The organism is Aliiroseovarius marinus (assembly GCF_004360145.1).
Taxonomy (GTDB): Bacteria; Pseudomonadota; Alphaproteobacteria; order Rhodobacterales; family Rhodobacteraceae; genus Aliiroseovarius; species Aliiroseovarius marinus.
The window spans coordinates 1-15606 of the sequence record NZ_ML178715.1 but is presented as its reverse complement, the minus strand read 5'-3'; the positions used below and the strand labels follow the sequence as shown (position 1 = coordinate 15606).

The following is a 15606-nucleotide window of genomic DNA, read 5'->3' as shown; positions in this document are numbered from 1 at the left end:
AGGGTCGCGATGGATTGGCGAGATCAGGGGGCGTTGCTGTCCGTGCGCAAGCATGGCGAAACCTCTGTCATTATTGATGTTTTTACGTCCGAACATGGTCGCCATGCAGGCGTCGTGCGCGGGGGTGTCAGCCGCAAGATAGCCCCGACCCTGCAACCCGGCGCGCAACTGGACGTCACATGGCGCGCACGGCTGGAAGAGCATATTGGCAGTTACATCGTCGAACCTTTGCGCAGTCGCGCGCTGGTTCTGTCGGATCGCACTGCGCTGGCGGGGCTGAACGCGATCACCGCGCTGCTGGCCTATGCGCTGCCAGAACGCGAACCCCATCCGGTGCTTTATGACCGCACCCAATCCATGCTTGACCTTCTGGGCGTCAACGAAGCGTGGCCGACCGCCTATCTGAAATGGGAATTGGCGCTGTTGGAGGAGCTGGGCTTTGGCCTCGACCTGACCGAATGCGCGGTGACAGGCGCGCGGGATGATTTGGCCTATGTCTCGCCCAAAACCGGGCGGGCGGTGTCTGCTGAAGGGGCGGGGGAATGGGCGGATCGTTTGTTACCTCTGCCGCCTGAACTTCTAGGCGTGGGGGATGGATCCTTGTCCAATGTACTGGATGGGCTGGTGACCACCGGGCATTTCCTAACCCACGGCATTGCCCATGCGCTTGGCGACAAGCCCCTGCCAGAAGCGCGGGCGCGGCTTTTGGATCGGCTGCGGCGTGATGCGGTCAACGCGGCGCGCTTGTAAACACCATCTCGCGCCCCGCTTCGTTGGACAGGATCAGGGTTCTGCCGGATACCTCGGCGATGCTCATCTCAGAAAGGGCCGCAAAGAACGCGGTTTCAGCGTTCAGGTCCGGACACGCGCGTTTGGTCGACAGGATGGGGCCCGTTTCGAACCACGGGTAAGGCGCGGTTTGGGTGCCCGAATAGGTGTTGCACGGCGCTTGGCCCGCGATCCGGCCCTTTTCGGGAAAACTGAGTGTCGCACTGGCCGGAAAGGCGGTGCCATCAAGCTCGACCAAGGACCAAACCGCACCTGCATCCGCATAGCCCGAGATTGTTTCGTCCTTGCAGGCGGACAAAAGAAGGGTGGCGGCGGGGATCAGGAACAAAGCTTTCATAGCAGAAAGATGGGGATGCGGGGCTGGGATTGCCAGCCTTACGCGTCGCGCAGGGCCAGAAGGGCGGCTAAAAGCGTGCTCATGGCGTCTTTGTTATCGGTTCCGTCCTTGGCCGACAGCGTTCCCATGCCGATATAGGCGCCGTAAATCAGGCGGGCGAAATCGGGGTTGCTGAGGTCAAGTTCGGCCAGAATGCCCTGAAGATAGTCCAAGCGCTTTTGATCTACACGTTCGACAACATACGCAGCAGTATGGTTGCTTTGCGCCCACGCCCGGATCGCAGGTTCCACGGCATCGCCCCCGTGTTCCGGGTCTGCTGAGGTCGAGATGTCACCAAGCATATACAGCTTGCGCACGGGATCCGCTTCCTCGTCCAGAAAGCGGGTGATGTCGTCGACGGCGCGGGTTTCCCATAGCTCTAGCATCTGGGACTGGAAGCTCGCTACGTCTTTGAAATGCCAGTAGAATGATCCCTTGGTCGTACCAAGCTCGCGCGCCAAAGGTTCAGCTTTCAGCGCTTGCGGGCCAGACCGTGCAAGGGCGCGAAACCCTGCCATTAGCCAGCTTTCCGTGCTCAGTCTCTCTTTGGTTTCAGCCATAGTTTCAGCGCTCCATACGCTAGCGTATTGACAAGCTACCCGCCGCGTGAACCATACGCAAGCGTATTGATGCGACGGAGGGCGCTATGCAGGTAGTGATTTTGGGACTTACGTATCTGATCTTGGTGGGGGCAGCATTGGCACACGTGTTGTGGGCATTGGGTGTCTGGTGGCCCATTTGGGACGAACGACGCTTGGCGCGCACAGTGGTCGGCGCGCCTGGAATCACCAAGATGCCGCCCGGCTGGGCCTCGGCGCTGGTGGCCGCGGCGTTGGGCAGTTCGGGGATCGTGCTGTTTGGACTTACGCAGGGCATCGCTGTCATTCCCGACCGTTTGCTGGTCTGGGCAGGCTGGGTCTTGGTCGCAGTGTTTGGTCTGCGCGGGGTTGCCAGCTATGTTCTGCCGCTGTTCAGCGTGAGGATGGAAGAGCCGTTCGCACGGCTCAACCTGATGTTCTATGGCCCGCTCTGCCTGATCTTGGCAGCGGGGTTCTGGTCGGCGCTTTAGCCCAGCAGGCGGCGCGCGATGACCTGCGCCTGAATTTCGGCAGCACCTTCGAAGATGTTCAGGATGCGGGCGTCGCACAGCACGCGGCTGATCTGGTATTCCAGCGCGAAGCCGTTGCCGCCGTGGATCTGCAGCGCATTGTCGGCACAGGCCCAAGCGATTCGTGCACCCAGCAGCTTGGCCATGCCAGCCTCGAGGTCACAGCGATGGCCGTGGTCCTTTTCCCAAGCCGAGAAATAGGTCAACTGTCGCGCGATCATGATCTCGACCGCCATCATGGCAAGCTTGTTGGCCACGCGGGGGAAGTTGATCAGCGACTTGCCGAACTGTTTGCGGTCCTCGGCATATTGCATGCCGATTTCCAGCGCGTTCTGCGCCACACCGATGGCGCGGGCAGCGGTTTGAATGCGGGCTGCCTCGAAGGTTTTCATCAGCTGTTTAAAGCCCTGACCTTCTACGCCACCCAGCAGGTTCTCGCCCTTCACTTTGAAGCCGTCAAAGCCCAGCTCGAATTCCTTCATACCGCGATAGCCCAGCACCTCGATCTCGCCGCCGGTCATGCCTTCGGTCGGGAACGGGTTTTCGTCGTCGCCGGGGGTTTTCTCGGCCAGGAACATCGACAGGCCGCGGTGGTCTGTGCTGTTCGGGTCGGTGCGTGCCAGCAGCGTCATCACGTGGGTCCGCGCAGCGTGGGTGATCCAGGTCTTGTTGCCGGTCACTTCATAGTCGCCTTCGGCATTCTTCACGGCGCGGGTGCGCAGCGAGCCAAGGTCCGAGCCGGTGTTGGGTTCGGTGAATACTGCTGTCGGCAGGATCTCTGCGCTGGCCAGCTTGGGCAGCCAGTGTTGCTTTTGTTCCTCGGTGCCGCCGGCCTCGACCAGTTCGGCTGCGATTTCCGAGCGGGTGCCCAACGAGCCAACACCGATATAGCCGCGCGACAGTTCTTCCGAGACCACAACCATCGACGCTTTCGACAGGCCCAGCCCGCCGTATTCCTCGGGGATGGTCAGGCCGAAGACGCCCATTTCCGCCAGCTCTTCCAGAATTTCCAGCGGGATGTAGTCATCCTTCAGGTGCCATTCATGGGCGTTCGGGGTCACGCGTTCATCCGCATAGCGGCGGAACTGCTCGCGGATCATTTCCAGCTCTTCGTCCAGACCGGTGGCGCCGAACGTGGCGTGGCCTGCATTGTCTTGCATCAGCTCGACCAGACGGGTGCGGGCGGCTTGGCTGTTGCCAGTGGCGATCAGAGTGTTGATCGCATCAGTGTCCAAAGCGGCGCCATCGACGCCCATGTCAGCCAGACGTGCCATTTCGTTCTGGCTCATCATCATGCCGCCCTTCATCTGAGCGAGGTATTCGCCAAAGGCGATCTGCAAGATCAGCTTCTCCATCTCGCCCAGCTGGCCGTTTTCGGACAGGCGACCGGCCCACGCGTTCATCTGGCGCAGGCTTTCGGCATAGGTGGCCAGCCACGACAGGGCGTGGGCGGCGGCTTGATGCTCTTCCAATTTCGCGCCCGACACGCGGTCGCCTTCGGACACCAGCGCGCGGACATTTTCCTTGGCGGCGTCAAAGGTTGCTTCAACCGGGGCAAGGGCCGCGCCGGTCAGGTCAAGAAGGTTGTCGATCAGGGCGCTGGTCATAAGAAACTCCTGTCACATGCGGCCGGGATTCGGCTGCTCATTTTGCGTCTGCAGAGAGATAATCCTTTTGCAGGTGCAGCGCAATAAAAATACGCCAGAAACCGTAAATGCGAACATATATAACGCAGCGGCGTTTTGCGTGCCGCGGAGAATTTATTCCGCTACAAGGGGCTAGACGCGGAGGGTATGCATGGGAATTCTGGCTGATCTAGGTATGTCGACGCTGGCGTTTGCCGTCGCGATCACGCTTTTCGCGGGCTTTGTGAAAGGCGCGGTGGGCTTTGGGTTGCCGCTGATCATGATTTCCGGGCTGGCCACGGTTATGCCTGCCGAGGTCGCCTTGGCCGCGCTTATTATCCCCACTGCCACCACCAATATCCGGCAGGCGCTGCGCCAAGGGGCCGGTGCTGCGTGGGAGGTTATAAAGAAGTTTCGCGTCTTCCTGATTGGGCTGTTCGTGACCTTGATCATCAGCGCACAGATGGTGCTGTTTTTGCCGCCGCGCGTGTTCTTCATTCTGATTGGTGTTCCGATTGTGCTGTTCTGTCTGATGCAGCTGAGGGGCTGGGTGCCGGCGCTTCGCCCGGAAAACCGTGTGCGGGATGAAAGCATCATCTCGGCCATCTCTGGACTGGTCGGAGGGATTTCGGGCGTGTGGGGGCCGCCCTTCGTGGCCTATCTGACCGCGACGAATACATCAAAGACCGAGCAGATGTTGGCGCAGGGCGTTGTTTATGGGTTCGGTGCGATGGTGCTTGTGGGCGCGCATATGCAGTCGGGTGTCTTTAATGAGCATACGGCGCCCTTATCTGCGGCCATGTTGCTCCCAGCCTTTTTGGGGATGGGGCTGGGCTATCGCCTGCATGATCGGATGCCGCAGAAGACCTTCAAGCGGGCAACGCTGATCGTGTTGACGGTGGCGGGGCTGAACCTGATCCGGCGCGGGCTAATGGGTTAAGCGATCAACGCGGGCCAGAGCTTGGCGTTTTCCGGGCGGAAAGCGTCGATATGTCCGACTTTCTTCAAGCCAAACTCTTGTGGGGTCAGCGCGAGGTGTTCGGTCTCAGTTCCGGGATAAAGCTCGGTCATGCGGGCCACGGCGCTTGGCGGAACGGATGTGTCATCTGATAGCGATACGGTGCGTACAGGGCATGAAAAGGCTGCAATCGGCGCGGCGGGGATACATGGGTCCTTGGCCGGGTACCCGCGCGTCGTGCACCAGCGTTTCCACTGCTTGAAGACGGGGCCGGGAATGTCACTGCCAAGGCCCGAGACCTGTTTCGGCACATAGCCAAAACTTGCCGTCGAAAGCGGGCCGACCACAAACCACAGGGCGCGCACCGTGGCTTGGAATGGCCACGGATGGTCCGTGGTGTGAACGGGACCAGTGCACACGGTAATCACGCGCGCGACGTCCTTGGTGCGCTGGTGGCGTGCCAGCATGAGACCGCCAAGGGAATGCCCCATAAGCCAAACGGGCAGTCCGTTTGCGCGGGCCTCGAGCCAGTCTCTTGCGACCTGAGTGTCACTTAAACCCCAATCCAGCATCGAGGCCGTCACATCGCGAACCGGCCCGCGGGCCGAGGCTCCGAAATCGCGGTAGTCATAGATCAGGCACGAAACGTCCTGCGTCTCGGCCAGCCACGCGGCGAAATGGCGATAGAAGCGGTGAGGCACCCCGGTCGCGCCGTTCAGCACCGCGACGGCGCGCGGGGTGGCGGCTTCGAAGAATGTGCCGGTCAGCGGGGCGGGGCCATCTATGGTGACAGTCTGGGTCATAGGCGCATGCAAGCGCAAAGCTTACGTTCGCGTAAAGCGTGACTGCGCGTAAAGTCACGGGGCGTCAGCCCAAAAGAAAACGCCCCGGCGATGAACCGGGGCGTTTGTCTTAGTCTGTTTTGCGGCTTAACCGATGGCGACGGCTTTCACGTCGTCGTCAATGTCGCCTTCGTACTGAACAAAGTTGTCAGCGAACATTTTGACCAGCTTGGCAGCTTGCGCGTCATAGGCTGCAGCATCCTGCCAGGTGCGGCGCGGATCTAGCAGCAGGTCGGCAACGCCTTCCACCTTGACCGGAACTTCGAAGCCGAAGTTTTCGTCCTTGCGGAACTTGGCATCGGCCAGCGACCCGTCCAGAGCAGCGGTCAGCAGCGCGCGGGTGGCGCGGATCGGCATACGCGAGCCAGTGCCATAAGCACCACCGGTCCAACCGGTGTTCACCAGCCAGCAAGTTGCACCGTGCTTGGCGATCTTGTCACGCAGCAGCGCACCATACTCGGCCGGGCGGCGCGGCATGAAGGGCGCACCAAAGCAGGTCGAGAAGGTCGGCTCGGGCTCGGTCACACCTTTTTCGGTACCTGCAACCTTCGAGGTGAAGCCCGACAGGAAGTGATACATGGCCTGCGCCGGCGTCAGACGCGCGATCGGAGGCAGAACACCAAACGCATCACAGGTCAGCATGATGATGTTCTTCGGGTGACCGCCAATCGCGGTTTTCGACGCGTTCGAGATATAGTGCAGCGGATAGGCGCAACGCATGTTGGCCGTCAGGCTGTCATCTTCGAAGTCCAGTTCCTTGGTCTCTTCGTCATAGACCATGTTCTCGATCACGGTCGCGAACTTCTGGGTCGTGGCGTAGATTTCCGGCTCGGCTTCGGCCGACAGGTTGATGGTCTTGGCGTAGCAGCCACCTTCGAAGTTGAAGGTGCCGGTGTCCGACCAGCCGTGCTCGTCATCACCGATCAGCGTGCGCTCGGGATCTGCCGACAGGGTGGTTTTGCCGGTGCCCGACAGGCCGAAGAAGACGGCGGTGTCGACCGGGTTGCCGGTGGCGTGGTTGGCCGAGCAGTGCATCGGCATGATGCCTTTTTCGGGCAGCATGTAGTTCAGCAGGGTGAAGACCGATTTCTTGTTCTCACCAGCGTATTCAGTGCCGCCGATCAGGATCAGCTTGCGGTCGAAGTTCAGGGCGATCACCGTTTCCGAACGACAGCCGTGACGCTCGGCGTCTGCGTTGAAGGTCGGGCAGTTGATGATGGTGAATTCGGGTTCGAACTCGTCCAGCTCGTCGCGGTCGGGGCGGCGCAGCAGATGACGGATGAACAGGTTGTGCCAGGCGAGTTCCGAAACCACGCGCACATCCAGACGGTGGGCCGGGTCGGCGCCGCCATACAGATCCTGAACGTAGTAGTCGTTACCTTTCATGTGCTCCAGCATGTCCTCGTACAGGACATCGAACTTGGCCGGATCCATCGGCGGGTTGTTTTCCCACCAGATGTGCGGCTCGACGCTGGGGGTTTTGACGACGAATTTATCCTTGGGAGAACGGCCCGTGTGCTTGCCGGTCTCGACCAGGAAGGTCCCGCCTTGTCCAAGCTTGCCCTCGCCGCGGCCCAGTGCGGCTTCGATCAGAGCTGGCTCCATCAGGTTGTAATAGACATTGCCCAGCCCGGTGATGCCTTGATCTTCCAAGCGGCGTGCTGGGTTTACCCGTCCAGTGGTCATTTATTTGCTCCTGTCGCCGGTCCGTCTGTAACTCCCCGGCGTATCTGTTTCACATGAGAGCGCAGGCAAAACACCCGCACGCCAACCCTCATGTGAACGAGGGCCGGTGACCGGCCTATAGCACGACTGCTTTCTGATGGAACAGCGCGCATTGTCGCGTTAGCGCAAGCAACACTGTGTTTGCGCAACCAATAAGTTTCGTATGCGAAATAAACGGCAGATACATTCGTGTTGAATTCCGGGCGGCGACGTAAGAAAGCTGCGCGCCTCAGTTCCGAATCGCAATTCTCAGTTGATTCGCCACTGAGAACGCGAGAATATGTTAAGAAGAGTTCATGAATGAACGTGGCTCGAGCAGTGCGAGGAAGCCCAATGTCCAGAATTGCCTTGGTCGACGACGACAGAAACATCCTGACTTCAGTGTCTATTACGCTTGAGGCCGAAGGGTTCGAAGTAGAGACCTATAATGACGGTCAAAGCGCGCTTGACGCTTTTGCGAAACGCCTGCCGGACCTTGCGGTCTTCGACATCAAGATGCCGCGGATGGACGGGATGGATCTGCTGCAACGTGTGCGGCAGAAGACCTCGACCCTGCCGGTGATTTTCCTGACCTCGAAAGACGACGAAATTGACGAGGTACTTGGCCTGCGCATGGGTGCCGACGACTATGTAACCAAGCCGTTCAGTCAGCGCCTTCTGGTCGAACGCATCCGCGCGCTGCTGCGCCGACAAGAGGTGATCGCAAGCGACGACGCCGGAGAAGTCGAAGACGGGCGCGTGATGGAACGGGGTGAGCTGCGCATGGATCCGCTGCGCCACGCCGTGACGTGGAAAGGTCAGGACGTGTCCCTGACCGTTACCGAGTTTTTGTTGCTGCAAGCCTTGGCCCAACGCCCCGGCTTCGTGAAAAGCCGCGATCAGTTGATGGACGTGGCCTATGATGATCAGGTCTATGTGGATGACCGGACCATCGACAGTCATATCAAACGGCTACGTAAGAAGATGCGCTCGGCGGATGCAGATTTCTCGGCCATCGAAACGCTTTACGGCATCGGATACCGCTACAACGAAGAATGACGCGCATGCTGTTTGCATCAAGCCGGAAGCAAAAGCGCGAGAAGGCCCAAAGCACCCCACCTGAAGGTGACGTAGACCTGAGCGAAGACTGGATGTCGTCTCAGGACAACTATGATGACCTGTTTCCAGATGCCAAGACTGAGCGCCGGCTGATTTCGATCAACCGCTCGCCGCTGGCACGCAAGATCATCACGTTCAACTTGCTGGGTCTGGTGATCCTTGTGGCAGGTGTTCTGTACCTGAACCCGTTTCGTGACAGCCTTCTGTTTCAACGCGAACGTGGTCTGGTGGTCGAAGCCGAGCTGATCGCGGATGTGTTTGAGGCGCAGCTTTCGCAGGGCGAGGAAGCCGCGCGCATTGTCGAAGAAACCCTGTCGGAAGCCACGGACAGCGTCACCGGAGACGTCGAGGTCGAGCAGGAAACGATCGACACGTTGGAAACCGATCTGGCCGAGACCGCGCCGTCCGATTTCGCCATGACCCTGTCGAACCTGCACTTGCCAGTCGGTTTGGAAGTGTTCGTTTTTGACGATGCCGAAAACCTTGTGGCGACCACCGTAGGGCAAGATCGCGGAGAGAAAACGCCGGTTGATGGGTTGCAACGCGATATCGGCTCGACGGTGATCACGGACATCCTGAACTCGATTTGGGAGGCGACCTCGGGCTTTGCTGACACTGGGCGTGGGCTTGAGCAGCCGCTGGACACGGAAAGCATGGCGCGCAGCCTGTATTTCCGCGCGATGCTGGGGGCCACGCAGGTGGCAAACGGGGTTGATAAGAACAGCGGCACGGTCTTTTCCGTGGCGACGCCGATCTTGGTGGATGGCATGCCGAAAGGGGTCGTTGCGATCACCAGCGCGGCGGGCGAGTTGGATCTGCTGGTCCGTGCCGAACGTGAACAACTGCTACAAATGTTCGTCATCGCCATTCTGGTCTCTATCGGCCTAAGCCTTGTGCTCGCGTCGACCATCGCGAACCCGTTGTCGGATCTTGCGACCGCGGCAGAATTGAGCGGCGAAAACGATCCGCGCAATGTCAAAACCCGCCGGGTGCGCATTCCTGATATGACCGGCCGCCCGGATGAAATCGGGCGTCTGTCTGGGGCGCTGCGTGGCATGGTCACCGCGCTCTATGACCGTATTGATGCGAACGAACAGTTCGCTGCCGATGTGGCGCACGAAATTAAGAACCCGCTGGCCAGTCTGCGGTCTGCCGTGGGTACACTGCGTCTGGCCAACAAGGACGAGCAGCGCGAGCGGCTGTTGGATGTGATTGAACACGACACGCGCCGCTTGGATCGTCTGGTCAGCGACATCTCGAACGCCTCGCGTCTGGACAGCGAACTGGTGCGCGAGGACGAAGAAGAGTTCGATCTGCTGCGGATGTTGCGCAGCCTGTCGGATTATCTGGGGGGCGAGGCGCAGAACAAGGGCGTCGATTTCATCACCGATCTGCCCAAGAACCCGATCATGATCAGCGGGTTAGAGGCGCGTCTGGCGCAGGTATTCGTGAACCTCATCACCAACGCGCTGAGCTTCTGCGAAAGCGGGGATGCAATCCGCGTCTGGACCCGACGCCGCGAAAACCGTGTGCTGGTGGTGGTCGAGGATACAGGCCCCGGCATTCCCGATCAGGCGCTGGGCAAGATCTTTGATCGTTTCTACTCCGAACGTCCGCAGAACCAGTTTGGCAACAACTCGGGCCTTGGTCTGGCGATCTCGAAGCAGATCGTCGAGGCGCATGGCGGGGTCATCTGGGCCGAGAATATCCGGCCCACCGATGCGGATCTGACGTCCGAGCCGCTGGGCGCACGGTTCGTGGTCGGGCTGCCCGTATGAGCGACACAGACGTCACCGCCCGCTATCACGCCACGACAGTGGCGGTTGGGGATGCGGCGGTGATGATAACCGGCCCGTCCGGATCGGGAAAATCCGCCTTGGCGTTGGAATTGATCGGGTTGGGCGCGCAACTGGTAGCCGACGACCTTAGCCAGATTGTGATGGAAGGCGATACCCCCTTCGTGATTGCCCCACCCGAAATGCCCGGCGTCATTGAAGCGCGCGGCGTTGGCCTGATCAACGTGCCGTATTGCCCGAAAGCGCAGCTGAAGTTGGTGGTCGATATGGGGCAGATCGAAATGGCGCGCCTGCCGGCTTCACCCGCGTTCACAGAAGTTAACGGTTGCGCGATTGAATGCCTGTTTCGCGTCGACGCACCTTATTTCGCAATAGCAGTCTTCAACATGTTGCGTCACGGACGCCACGCTTTTGCAGAATAAGGTGGCTGGACTTTGGTCCGCTTCTGAATTGCGTTATATGCCTCGCACGCGCTGCGGGACGCCGGTTCTAAGGGAATGGCAATGACGGATAGTAAAACGAAATCTGGGCAGAAGATTGTGCTGGTGACTGGCCCGTCCGGGGCTGGGCGCACCACCGCGATCCGCGTTCTGGAAGACATCGGGTACGAGGTGATCGACAACCTTCCGATGTCCCTGATCGACCGCGTCTTGTCTGGCCCCGCGCTGACCCAGCCCTTGGCGCTGGGCGTGGATGTACGCAACCGTGATTTCTCGACCGAGATGCTGCTGCAGGTGATCGAAGACCTGCGCGAGGATGACGGATTCGAGGTCGAGGTCCTGTATATGGATTGCTCGCAGGAGGTGCTGCTGCGGCGCTACTCGGAAACCCGTCGTCGCCACCCGCTGGCCCCCGATGAAACGCCCGAACTGGGCATCACCCGCGAGATCGAACTTCTGATCCCGATCCGGCGGCGTGCGGATGTGTTGATCGATACCTCTGACCTGTCGCCCCACGATCTGAAAGATGAAATCATGCGCTGGTTGTCGGTGTCGGGCGCGGAAGAGCTCGCCGTGTCGGTGCACTCGTTTTCCTATAAACGCGGGGTGCCTCAGGGGTTGGACATGGTGTTCGACGCCCGCTTTTTGCGCAATCCGCATTGGGAGCCCGCCCTGCGCGCGCTGGATGGGCGCAGCAGCGAAGTGGCGGACTATGTCGCCCAAGATCCACGCTTTGCGCAGTTCTTTCAGCAGGTGCAAAACCTTGTCAAATTCTTGATCCCGGCCTTCGGGGAAGAGGGCAAAGCGCACCTTTCGATTGGGTTTGGTTGCACCGGTGGCCAACATCGTTCGGTTGCCTTGGCGGAAAACTTGGCAAAGTCGCTTGCAACCAAGGGATGGCAGGTGTCAATTAGACATCGGGAAATGGAACGCCGCGCCGGGACAGCAGCGGCATCAACATCGAGGATTTAGCGTGATCGGTATCGTGATCGTCGCGCATGGCGGGCTTGCAAACGAATATCTGGCAGCGGTCGAACACGTGGTCGGCAAGCAGCCGGGTATGCGTGCTATTTCGACAGCCGCCGAATGTGATCGCGACGACAAACGGGCCGAGATCGCGGTGGCTGCCGACGCCGTGGATCAGGGCGATGGTGTGGTGATTGTTGTGGACATGTTTGGCGGGTCTCCGGCCAATTTGTCGCTGCCCGCCTGCTGCAAATCCGACCGCAAAATCCTGTACGGCGCAAACCTTCCCATGTTGCTGAAACTGGCAAAAACCCGCCATCTGTCGGTCGAGGCCTCGACGCAGAAAGCGTTGGCCGCGGGTCGAAAGTATATTGACTGCATTGACGTGAGCGAGGATTGACACGCCATGAGTACGAACCGAGAGCTTGAGATCATCAATGTGAAGGGCCTGCATGCGCGGGCCTCGGCAAAGTTTGTCGATACGGTCGAAAATCATGATGCCTGTGCGCGTGTGTCCAAGGATGGACTGGACGCGGATGGCGACTCGATCATGGGACTGTTGATGCTGGCAGCCTCGCAAGGAACAAGCATTCAGGTCGAAACCTCGGGACCGCAAGCGGCCGAGCTGATGGACGCGCTGGAAGCGCTGGTCGCCGACAAGTTCGGCGAAGGCATGTAAGCTCTGACAAAGGGCAAAGGTGAACGAACGTGACGCATGACGCGGAAACTCCTATGGCAGAGGCCAACTCGACGGCTCCGGTCCAGCAGCAGTACGACCGGCGCACCCTGACCTATGCCAACTCGTTCAACAATCCCGGGCAGGCGTTGATTATCCGTACCATGGAGTGGATGACTGGCAAGCTGCCCATCCTGCGCATGGTGCGTAAACTAGAGCGCCGTGGCGCGCCCAAGGGGCAGGCGTTCTGGGGTGCCTGTCTGGATGTGATGGGTGTGCAAGTGCAGACCCCGGACGACCAGCTTGCCAATATTCCCGCCGAGGGGCCCGTCGTGGTCGTCGCCAACCATCCGCACGGGCTGACCGACGGGATGGTGCTGGCCGAGCTGATCGGGCGCCGCCGTCAAGACTATCGCATCCTGTCACGCTCGATTCTGGATGGGTTGGACGAGGTCGCCTCGTCCTACATGATCCCGGTACCATTTCCGCACGACCCCGAGGCGCAGAAAAAGATGGTCGAGATGCGCGCTGAAGCGATGGCATTTCTAAAGCAAGGCGGGCTGATCACGCTGTTTCCGTCGGGCGTCGTGGCCTCGTCCGATACGCTGATGGGCCCAGCCATCGAGCGCGAGTGGAACGTGTTCACTGCGCAAATGATCCGTCGATCGGGCGCACGTGTTGTGCCAATCTTCTTCCCCGGTGCGAACACCCGCTGGTATCAGATTGCTAACCGCCTGTCGGCCACGATGCGCCAGGGGCTTTTGCTGCACGAGATCGTCAAAAGCTGCAACCGGCCGATCGCGCCCGTTGTTGGCGAGGTTCTGACCGATGAAGAGATGGAGAAGCTGCACTCGGACCCGCGTGGGTTTATGGCGTGGCTGCGGTCGCACACGCTGGCGCTGTCTGGCAAGTGAATTGAAAAAGGCCCCAGCGGGGCCTTTTGTGCTTCTGGGGGCTGGCTTGCGGCTTAGCGCGTGGGAACCGGAACCTCTCCGCGATAGTCATAGAAACCGCGTCCGGCTTTGCGCCCGACCCAGCCTGCTTCCACATATTTCACCAACAACGGGCAGGGACGATATTTGGTGTCAGCCAGCCCGTCATGCAGCACGTTCATGATGGCCAGACAGGTGTCCAGACCGNCTTTGCGCCCGACCCAGCCTGCTTCCACATATTTCACCAACAACGGGCAGGGACGATATTTGGTGTCAGCCAGCCCGTCATGCAGCACGTTCATGATGGCCAGACAGGTGTCCAGACCGATGAAATCGCCCAGCTCCAGCGGGCCCATCGGGTGGTTCGCGCCCAGCTTCATCGACGCATCAATTGACGCGACCGATCCGACGCCCTCGTACAGCGCATAGCAGGCTTCGTTGATCATCGGGATCAGGATGCGGTTTACGATGAAAGCGGGATAGTCCTCGGCGCTGGCGGCGGTCTTGCCCAGCTTTTCCACCACGGCCAGACACGCCTGATAGGTGGGTTCGTCGGTCGCGATGCCACGGATCAGCTCGACAAGTTTCATCAGGGGCACCGGGTTCATGAAGTGGAAGCCCATGAAGCGCTCGGGGCGGTCGGTCCCGCTGGCCAAACGGGTGATCGAGATCGACGATGTGTTCGAGGTCAGAATCGTATCCGCGCCCAGATGCGGCAAAAGCGTATCGAAGATCTGCTTTTTAAGCGCTTCGTTTTCGGTGGCCGCTTCGATCACCAGATCAGTCGGGCCAAGATCGGGCAGCTTCAACGTGGTGCTAATCCGCCCCATTGCGTCCGCCATCTCTTGCGCCGAAATCAAATCGCGCGAGACCTGACGCTCCATGTTCTTGGTGATGCGAGTAACGGCGGCATCCAGACTGTCTTGGCTAATGTCGTTCAGGCGCACTTCGTATCCGGCAAGGGCCAGAACATGTGCGATGCCGTTGCCCATTTGCCCGGCGCCGATCACGCCCACTGTCTCGATGCTCATATGTCGTTCCTTCTGGTCACGCGACGCGGGCAAGCACCCGCGTTACGTTTGGTTATGCACAGACTATGCGCCGCGTGGTTGCTGGCGCAAGGGTTAAGCGGGCCTGAAAGAAACATCGCGCATTTTAAGATTAGCAATTTGAAAAGGGTTACGGCCGACACTGTGTCTTGGGTGAAAATGAAAGGGTGGGTGGCATGGCCTATGATATCCTTGGCAAAGGGGCGCTGGACTATTTCCCGTGTCGGTACAAAACGTCGAAAATTCTGTTCCGGGGGCCGAAACGCGACCTCAGCGGGCCGTATGTGGCCGTTCTGGGCGGAACGGAAACCTATGGCCGGTTCATGGCGCATCCCTATCCGGAATTGTTAGAGGCGCAGCTGGGGCGCGCTGTGGTGAATTTCGGCTGTCCGAATGCCGGGTTGGACGTGTTTCTGCATGACCCGGTTCTGCTGAAGCTGTGCAACAACGCCACGGACATCGTGACCCAGCTACCGGGGGCGCAGAACCTGTCCAATCGGTTCTACGCCGTCCACCCACGCCGGAATGACCGGTTCCTGCGTGCGTCCAGCATGTTGAAGTACCTTTATCCCGAGCTGGACTTTACCGACTACCACTTCACAGGGCACTTGCTGGGGGCCCTGCAATCGGCTTGTGCGCAACGGTTCGAGGTGGTGCGCAAAGAGCTGCAACAGGCCTGGGTTGGGCGGCTGAAAGGGTTGATGTCACGGCTGGATAAGCGCGCGACACTGGTTTGGATGGCAGATCATCATATTGGGCGCCTTGCCGCTGACGCATTGGGCACGGATCCGCTGTTTGTGAGTCAGGACATGATCGACGATGTCCGCCCCTATGCGCGCGATCTGATCAAGGTCGTGCCGACGCCTGACGAAATCGTAGCCGGACAACAGGGGCTTGTGCATTCCGAGATGGATGCCCCCGCGGCCAAGATGATGCTGGGAACGCTGGCGCATGAACGGCTTGCCAACAAACTTCTGGCCAGCTTGTCGACTCACAGGGTCTGAAACGGAAAAGGCCCGCCGGGTGGGCGGGCCTTTCGTGTCTTTTGCGATGTCCGATCAGACGGCGTCGGTCAGGGCCGGCACGGCGTCGAACAGGTCGGCAACCAGACCGAAGTCGGCAACCTGGAAGATCGGCGCCTCTTCGTCTTTGTTGATCGCAACGATGATCTTCGAATCTTTCATACCAGCCAAGTGCTGGATGGCGCCCGAGATGCCCACGGCGAT

The 15606-nt window shown here is 59.9% G+C and carries 17 protein-coding genes and 2 pseudogenes; 11 read left to right on the top strand and 8 right to left on the bottom strand.

Going from position 1 to position 15606, the window contains the following annotated elements:
• The first annotated feature begins 9 nt into the window (after positions 1-9).
• The gene (gene recO, locus EOL43_RS06125; RefSeq protein ID WP_133486610.1) at positions 10-750 is read left to right on the top strand and encodes a DNA repair protein RecO; all 741 of its coding nucleotides are present in this window, start codon (positions 10-12) and stop codon (positions 748-750) included.
• Here recO and EOL43_RS06120 read toward each other — a convergent pair.
• Complete coding sequence (locus EOL43_RS06120; RefSeq protein WP_133486608.1) at positions 731-1126, bottom strand: META domain-containing protein; 396 nt, start codon at positions 1124-1126, stop codon at positions 731-733. The two genes, recO and EOL43_RS06120, sit on opposite strands and share 20 nt — an antisense overlap.
• 38 nt (positions 1127-1164) lie before the next feature.
• Positions 1165-1725 carry a TetR/AcrR family transcriptional regulator gene (locus EOL43_RS06115; RefSeq protein ID WP_133486606.1) on the bottom strand — a complete coding sequence of 187 codons (561 nt, stop codon included), beginning with the start codon at positions 1723-1725 and terminating at the stop codon, positions 1165-1167.
• Positions 1726-1811: 86 nt separating this feature from the next.
• On the opposite strand from EOL43_RS06115, the gene EOL43_RS06110 reads away from it, so the two are divergent.
• The gene (locus EOL43_RS06110; RefSeq protein ID WP_133486604.1) at positions 1812-2234 is read left to right on the top strand and encodes a DUF3995 domain-containing protein; all 423 of its coding nucleotides are present in this window, start codon (positions 1812-1814) and stop codon (positions 2232-2234) included.
• On the opposite strand, the gene EOL43_RS06105 is transcribed toward EOL43_RS06110, so the two are convergent.
• Positions 2231-3880, bottom strand: a complete 1650-nt coding sequence (locus tag EOL43_RS06105; protein WP_133486602.1) for an acyl-CoA dehydrogenase family protein — start codon at positions 3878-3880, stop codon at positions 2231-2233. The two genes, EOL43_RS06110 and EOL43_RS06105, sit on opposite strands and share 4 nt — an antisense overlap.
• Positions 3881-4070: 190 nt before the next feature.
• Between EOL43_RS06105 and EOL43_RS06100 the strand changes: the two genes are divergently transcribed.
• On the top strand, positions 4071-4838 hold the full coding sequence (locus EOL43_RS06100; RefSeq protein ID WP_133486600.1) for a sulfite exporter TauE/SafE family protein: 768 nt from the start codon (positions 4071-4073) through the stop codon (positions 4836-4838).
• On the opposite strand, the gene EOL43_RS06095 is transcribed toward EOL43_RS06100, so the two are convergent.
• Together EOL43_RS06095 and EOL43_RS06090 are read right to left on the bottom strand one after the other, a co-directional pair.
• On the bottom strand, positions 4835-5659 hold the full coding sequence (locus tag EOL43_RS06095) for an alpha/beta hydrolase family protein (RefSeq protein WP_133486598.1): 825 nt from the start codon (positions 5657-5659) through the stop codon (positions 4835-4837). The two genes, EOL43_RS06100 and EOL43_RS06095, sit on opposite strands and share 4 nt — an antisense overlap.
• A gap of 126 nt (positions 5660-5785) precedes the next feature.
• Complete coding sequence (locus EOL43_RS06090; RefSeq protein ID WP_133486596.1) at positions 5786-7384, bottom strand: phosphoenolpyruvate carboxykinase; 1599 nt, start codon at positions 7382-7384, stop codon at positions 5786-5788.
• A 372-nt stretch (positions 7385-7756) separates the two neighbouring features.
• Here EOL43_RS06090 and EOL43_RS06085 point away from each other — a divergent pair, with 372 nt between their 5' ends.
• The 7 genes from EOL43_RS06085 to EOL43_RS06060 all read left to right on the top strand — a co-directional run bounded on the left by EOL43_RS06085 (position 7757) and on the right by EOL43_RS06060 (position 13313).
• Positions 7757-8461 carry a response regulator transcription factor gene (locus EOL43_RS06085; RefSeq protein ID WP_133486594.1) on the top strand — a complete coding sequence of 235 codons (705 nt, stop codon included), beginning with the start codon at positions 7757-7759 and terminating at the stop codon, positions 8459-8461.
• Between the two features lie 5 nt (positions 8462-8466).
• Positions 8467-10299 carry a sensor N-terminal transmembrane domain-containing protein gene (locus EOL43_RS06080; protein WP_420867502.1) on the top strand — a complete coding sequence of 611 codons (1833 nt, stop codon included), beginning with the start codon at positions 8467-8469 and terminating at the stop codon, positions 10297-10299.
• The gene (locus EOL43_RS15520; protein WP_240686478.1) at positions 10296-10739 is read left to right on the top strand and encodes an HPr kinase/phosphorylase; all 444 of its coding nucleotides are present in this window, start codon (positions 10296-10298) and stop codon (positions 10737-10739) included. Before EOL43_RS06080 ends, EOL43_RS15520 begins: the two co-directional genes overlap by 4 nt.
• A gap of 81 nt (positions 10740-10820) precedes the next feature.
• Positions 10821-11729, top strand: a complete 909-nt coding sequence (gene rapZ, locus EOL43_RS15515; protein WP_240686477.1) for an RNase adapter RapZ — start codon at positions 10821-10823, stop codon at positions 11727-11729.
• 1 nt (position 11730) lies between these two features.
• Entirely contained in the window at positions 11731-12123 is a 393-nt protein-coding gene (locus tag EOL43_RS06070; protein WP_133486590.1) for a PTS sugar transporter subunit IIA, read from the top strand.
• Between the two features lie 6 nt (positions 12124-12129).
• Positions 12130-12402, top strand: coding sequence for an HPr family phosphocarrier protein (locus EOL43_RS06065; protein WP_133486588.1), 273 nt, complete (start codon positions 12130-12132; stop codon positions 12400-12402).
• A gap of 53 nt (positions 12403-12455) precedes the next feature.
• Positions 12456-13313: a lysophospholipid acyltransferase family protein gene (locus EOL43_RS06060; protein WP_133486586.1), complete on the top strand. Its 858-nt coding sequence runs from the start codon at positions 12456-12458 to the stop codon at positions 13311-13313.
• Positions 13314-13366: 53 nt separating this feature from the next.
• Here the strand turns inward: EOL43_RS06060 and EOL43_RS15415 are convergent.
• Together EOL43_RS15415 and EOL43_RS06055 are read right to left on the bottom strand one after the other, a co-directional pair.
• A pseudogene (locus EOL43_RS15415) lies at positions 13367-13538 on the bottom strand (3-hydroxyacyl-CoA dehydrogenase family protein); the annotation flags it as partial.
• A gap of 1 nt (position 13539) precedes the next feature.
• On the bottom strand, positions 13540-14362 hold an 823-nt coding region (locus tag EOL43_RS06055), incomplete at its 3' end, for a 3-hydroxybutyryl-CoA dehydrogenase (protein ID WP_205669531.1).
• A gap of 194 nt (positions 14363-14556) precedes the next feature.
• Between EOL43_RS06055 and EOL43_RS06050 the strand changes: the two genes are divergently transcribed.
• A complete protein-coding gene (locus EOL43_RS06050) occupies positions 14557-15384 on the top strand; it encodes a DUF6473 family protein (RefSeq protein WP_133486582.1) in 828 nt (275 codons plus the stop codon).
• Between the two features lie 54 nt (positions 15385-15438).
• Here EOL43_RS06050 and EOL43_RS06045 read toward each other — a convergent pair.
• Positions 15439-15606: pseudogene (locus tag EOL43_RS06045) on the bottom strand (electron transfer flavoprotein subunit alpha/FixB family protein); the annotation flags it as partial.

Bases quoted from the DNA above. Each gene is read 5' to 3' on its own strand.
- recO (WP_133486610.1), top strand. From the start codon at position 10: ATGGATTGGCGAGATCAGGGGGCGTTGCTGTCCGTGCGCAAGCATGGC.
- EOL43_RS06120 (WP_133486608.1), bottom strand. From the start codon at position 1,126: ATGAAAGCTTTGTTCCTGATCCCCGCCGCCACCCTTCTTTTGTCCGCC.
- EOL43_RS06115 (WP_133486606.1), bottom strand. From the start codon at position 1,725: ATGGCTGAAACCAAAGAGAGACTGAGCACGGAAAGCTGGCTAATGGCA.
- EOL43_RS06110 (WP_133486604.1), top strand. From the start codon at position 1,812: ATGCAGGTAGTGATTTTGGGACTTACGTATCTGATCTTGGTGGGGGCA.
- EOL43_RS06105 (WP_133486602.1), bottom strand. From the start codon at position 3,880: ATGACCAGCGCCCTGATCGACAACCTTCTTGACCTGACCGGCGCGGCC.
- EOL43_RS06100 (WP_133486600.1), top strand. From the start codon at position 4,071: ATGGGAATTCTGGCTGATCTAGGTATGTCGACGCTGGCGTTTGCCGTC.
- EOL43_RS06095 (WP_133486598.1), bottom strand. From the start codon at position 5,659: ATGACCCAGACTGTCACCATAGATGGCCCCGCCCCGCTGACCGGCACA.
- EOL43_RS06090 (WP_133486596.1), bottom strand. From the start codon at position 7,384: ATGACCACTGGACGGGTAAACCCAGCACGCCGCTTGGAAGATCAAGGC.
- EOL43_RS06085 (WP_133486594.1), top strand. From the start codon at position 7,757: ATGTCCAGAATTGCCTTGGTCGACGACGACAGAAACATCCTGACTTCA.
- EOL43_RS06080 (WP_420867502.1), top strand. From the start codon at position 8,467: ATGCTGTTTGCATCAAGCCGGAAGCAAAAGCGCGAGAAGGCCCAAAGC.
- EOL43_RS15520 (WP_240686478.1), top strand. From the start codon at position 10,296: ATGAGCGACACAGACGTCACCGCCCGCTATCACGCCACGACAGTGGCG.
- rapZ (WP_240686477.1), top strand. From the start codon at position 10,821: ATGACGGATAGTAAAACGAAATCTGGGCAGAAGATTGTGCTGGTGACT.
- EOL43_RS06065 (WP_133486588.1), top strand. From the start codon at position 12,130: ATGAGTACGAACCGAGAGCTTGAGATCATCAATGTGAAGGGCCTGCAT.
- EOL43_RS06060 (WP_133486586.1), top strand. From the start codon at position 12,456: ATGGCAGAGGCCAACTCGACGGCTCCGGTCCAGCAGCAGTACGACCGG.
- EOL43_RS06050 (WP_133486582.1), top strand. From the start codon at position 14,557: ATGGCCTATGATATCCTTGGCAAAGGGGCGCTGGACTATTTCCCGTGT.